This window comes from Waddliaceae bacterium (assembly GCA_018694295.1).
Lineage (GTDB): Bacteria > Chlamydiota > Chlamydiia > Chlamydiales > JABHNK01 > JABHNK01.
Genome location: JABHNK010000058.1, coordinates 1 through 3,989, shown reverse-complemented (window position 1 = coordinate 3,989; position 3,989 = coordinate 1). Strand labels below are relative to the sequence as shown.

General features: G+C 47.9%; 3 protein-coding genes. All 3 read left to right on the top strand.

Translation table 11 applies throughout. The features are described 5' to 3' along the window. Window positions 1–167 precede the first annotated feature (167 nt). The 3 genes from HN980_06385 to mreD are packed head-to-tail and all read left to right on the top strand — an operon-like array spanning window position 168 to window position 3,727. Window positions 168–2,315, top strand: coding sequence for an LPS-assembly protein LptD (locus HN980_06385; GenBank protein ID MBT6929098.1), 2,148 nt, complete (start codon window positions 168–170; stop codon window positions 2,313–2,315). Then, window positions 2,312–3,178 (top strand): polyprenyl synthetase family protein, encoded by an 867-nt coding sequence (locus HN980_06380; GenBank protein MBT6929097.1) that lies wholly within the window; start codon window positions 2,312–2,314, stop codon window positions 3,176–3,178. Before HN980_06385 ends, HN980_06380 begins: the two co-directional genes overlap by 4 nt. 21 nt (window positions 3,179–3,199) lie before the next feature. Next, window positions 3,200–3,727 (top strand): rod shape-determining protein MreD, encoded by a 528-nt coding sequence (mreD, locus tag HN980_06375; GenBank protein MBT6929096.1) that lies wholly within the window; start codon window positions 3,200–3,202, stop codon window positions 3,725–3,727. Window positions 3,728–3,989: the final 262 nt, after the last annotated feature.

Sequence of the window (3,989 nt, the reverse complement as noted above, 5' to 3'; positions counted from 1 at the left end):
CTAATCCTTATATTGTTAATTGTTAATTTTAATGAACTAATATATCATATCGTCGTCATTTCTGTACACGGATATCTATAGCCGTATCGATACGAATAAAAATTTGAGTTTGGATTTAAATAATATCGTGTTACAGTTATGACGATTATCACATACATACGAAAAAGATGTTTCTTAGAATTAAATTTTTATTATTTTTTGTTGTCGGCCTTTGTTGTATCGGAACATATTCCGAGGGCAGCGACCTTGAAGACATTATTTCTGGCGGCATTATTGTTGACCTTCGCGAGCCGACGTTTTCCGACGGGATTTTCTCTACGGAGAAGGGCGGCGTTATTACTGGCGAGAACATCAGGATACAGGCGCAGAAGATATGGTATACCCGTAAGGTCATCGACGGCGACAGTACTGTCAGCGTCGTCGCTGAGGGTGACGTTATGGTCGACTACAACAGGCAGCTTTTTGTTGGGACGAAGCTAGAATATAATTTCGTTACGCAACGCGGGATCATATATGAAGGCAGGACGTCGATGGACCCGTGGTTTCTTGGCGGCGACAAGATAGAGCTTCTTCCTGATGGCAGTTTTTCTATCAAGAAGGCGTTTATCTCTACGAGCATCAACGTCAACAGCGAATGGCAGCTTAGTGCTTCTGGTGTAAGGATCAAGAACCGTCATATTATCTCCGCGAAGAGCGTGAAGCTACGCTTCTTGAAGCTTCCGATTTTCTGGCTTCCTTCTTTCAACGCCGACATGCGCACGCTTTTTGATTCGCCGGTGAAATATCGTGTACGGTGGGGTGGTGGCCAAGGTCCGCGCGCCAATATACGCTATAGGGCATATGCCCGCGATGACTTCCGTCTATTCCTTGTTGCTGACTACAGCCTCAGACGTGGATGGGGTGGTGGTTTCGACACTTTGTATGAATCGGAAGAAAACAAGTCATCGTTTTTCACCAAGAACTATGTCGCCCGTGACAGAATAGAAAAAACAAACCGCTATCGTTTCGATGGTGTGTATTCCAGAACGCTTCCTGGAGACACCTTCATCGATGCTTCGTACGACAGGCTCAGCGACAATGAGATGGCCTCCGACTACCACGACAAGGAATTCGAGCTTTCTACTGCGGGCTTGACACAGGTATCGGTATGGCATCGCAATCCTTCGTGGATAGCGTCGGGGTTGTGTCGTCTTCGTGTAAATACCTTCCAGACGATAAAGCAGGAACTCCCTACTGTAGAGATGAGCTTAAGGCCGATACGCTATAATACGTTAGGTGCTATCGTCGACAGCAGAGTCAGGGCTTCATATATCGACATGGAATATGCCGACGGCCTTTCTGGCGACTTCGAAGACATCAACAGCGTACGCCTTTCTGTTGACAGCAGCATATACCGTCCATTTTCATACCGCAATGCTTTAACTATAACTCCCGGCGTCGGTGTTGTTGGGGTATGTTACAGCAACAGCCCCACCCACGATGCCAAGACTGTTGGGATGCTGAAATCGTGGCTAGAAGCTACGACGCTATTCTCTAAGATTTACAGCGGCAACATTCTCCATACTGCCGAGCCGTATATGCGCTACAGCTACTACACTTCTCCTACTATCGGCATAGAGAAACATTATCTCTTCGACGCCAACGATGCCTTTACTAAGCTGAATATCATGCGCGTAGGCGTCCGTAATGAGATCTTCGGCAAAGACAGTGATGGCGGCATCTCCAAAGACCTTTTCGTCGACATCTATGGGTACTCGTTTTTCTCGGCGCATGCCTTCGACAGGACGGTGCCCAAGCTTTATGGCGATGCCATCTGGATGGTACGTCCCGACCTTGCGTTTTCTGTTAAGACGATATGGAATAACGACAAGAAAAACCTCGACCGTGTAAACGTCGCTGTCGACTGGACGTGGGACGAAGATTTCGCCGCTGGCGTAGAATACCGCAGCCGCGGGAGGTACGACTGGCTTAAAGCCGACAGGACGAATTTTGCCCTAGAGACATATAAAGAAGAAAGAGAGCTTCTCAGTGAGTTCTCCGACAAGAACACTACCATCCTGACGAAGATGTATTACCGCTTCGCCCACAACTGGGTATGTTCTATACATTCGCGTCATACCAGGGACAGGCTTTTGGAGAATGACATCAACGAATACAGGATAAACGTAATAACATTGCTGCGTATCAACTGGGAAGTCGCGATGTCGTATCTTCATAGAGAAGACGAGAAGCGTGTATCTTTGAGGGTAGCACTTCCACAGGCGAAGCCCAAAAGCAAAGGCGATCCGACAACCTCCAGGATGCGACTACTATGATAGAAGAATATATTACTACCGCCATTGCCGACATTGATAAACGCCTTGACGAGCTCGTCGATGACGACAGCACCGTCGTCGTTGCAGCGCAGTATTCGTTATTGGCTCCTAGCAAGCGTCTGCGGCCTATTATCACCATAGCCACTGCAGAGGCCCTAGGCGTTCCCCGCAGCAAAGCCCTCGACGCCGCTTGTGCCCTTGAGATGATACACACATATTCTCTAATCCACGACGATCTCCCCTGCATGGACGACGACGATATCCGTCGCGGCAAGCCTTCGCTACATAAAGCCTACGACGAAGGCACGGCCGTCCTTGCTGGCGACTATCTTCTAACCTACGCCTTCGAAGTCATAGCGAAAGCTTCAGATCTCTCTCCGCAGCAGAAAATTTCTCTCGTAGAGGTTCTATCAAGGAACTCTGGGGCTTCGGGGATGATAGGAGGGCAGGCTCTCGACATCGCCGCCGAAGGCCACGACATCGATATCGCTGCCTTGAAGACAATACATTCCAAGAAAACCGCTGCTCTCATCGCAGCAGCGGCGCATTTCGGTGCCATCATCGGTGACGCTTCCGAAGAGATAACAAAAGCCCTAACGACCTTCGCTACGACGATAGGTCTCGCCTTCCAGGTCGTCGACGATATCCTCGACATAACGACGACGACAGAACAGCTCGGCAAACCTGCACACTCCGATACAGAGAAAAATAAGGCGACGTACCCTTCACTGCTCGGCGTCGAGGAGGCACAAAGACTAGCGCTGTCGCTATACGACGAGGCCATCGCCGTCCTCGAAACGATACCTCTCGATACTTCAATCCTTGCAGCAGTGGCCGACAAGCTTGTAAAGCGTAATTTTTAATAGAGAAGGTGCTTATTAATTATGGCCGTCAATGGTGAAAAGAACTATATCGTCCACATGTCTATCATAGGGTTTATTGCCCTTTTGATATCTCCTGCATTGTTTCCTTCATTACGTCTAACATTCTTCGCACCGTTCCTTGTATATATGTGTTATAAAGCCCCTAAAGTATCAGCTCTGTGGGCTGCTGTGATATGCGGCATCGTCGTCGATATCTTCGCAGCACATACCGCCTTCGGCGTCCATGCTCTGAACTATACGATAACAACGTGGTTTCTATATAAAAAGCGTAATCTCTTCGCCAAAGAATCGATATTAATGCTTCCCATCATGACGGCGGTGTTTTCCCTATGTTCGACGACACTACAAGCCTTCCTACTCAACGTCTTCGGCGAAGGTCTTGCAATAACACTACATCTTATTCTTGCTGACTTTTTTGTTATGAGCATATATGATGGAATATATGCTTTCGCGCTGTTCGTTCCAATGCTAGCATACCTACGAAGAAAGCCTAGCAGCAAAACACCATTCGTCCGGCGTCCGCAATAAATTACGCAGCTGCTCTGCGTAGTTCAGAGTTCGGAGTTCGGAGACAAAAGTAACTGACCTTACGCGATAGCCATTATAAAGAAGGAATTTCTGAATAGGATTTTTTACCACAGAGCCACAGAGGGCACAGAGAAAAAAAAAAAAAGAATATGGCTGGGGGACTTCCCCCAGACCCCCTTTTTCATTGAACATTGAACAATGAATAAACCCGGACACGGCAGTGCCCCCTCTCGCCGTTGTCGTAAAAGTAAGATTGTATCTT

Bases quoted from the DNA above. Each gene is read 5' to 3' on its own strand.
- HN980_06385 (MBT6929098.1), top strand. From the start codon at position 168: ATGTTTCTTAGAATTAAATTTTTATTATTTTTTGTTGTCGGCCTTTGT.
- HN980_06380 (MBT6929097.1), top strand. From the start codon at position 2,312: ATGATAGAAGAATATATTACTACCGCCATTGCCGACATTGATAAACGC.
- mreD (MBT6929096.1), top strand. From the start codon at position 3,200: ATGGCCGTCAATGGTGAAAAGAACTATATCGTCCACATGTCTATCATA.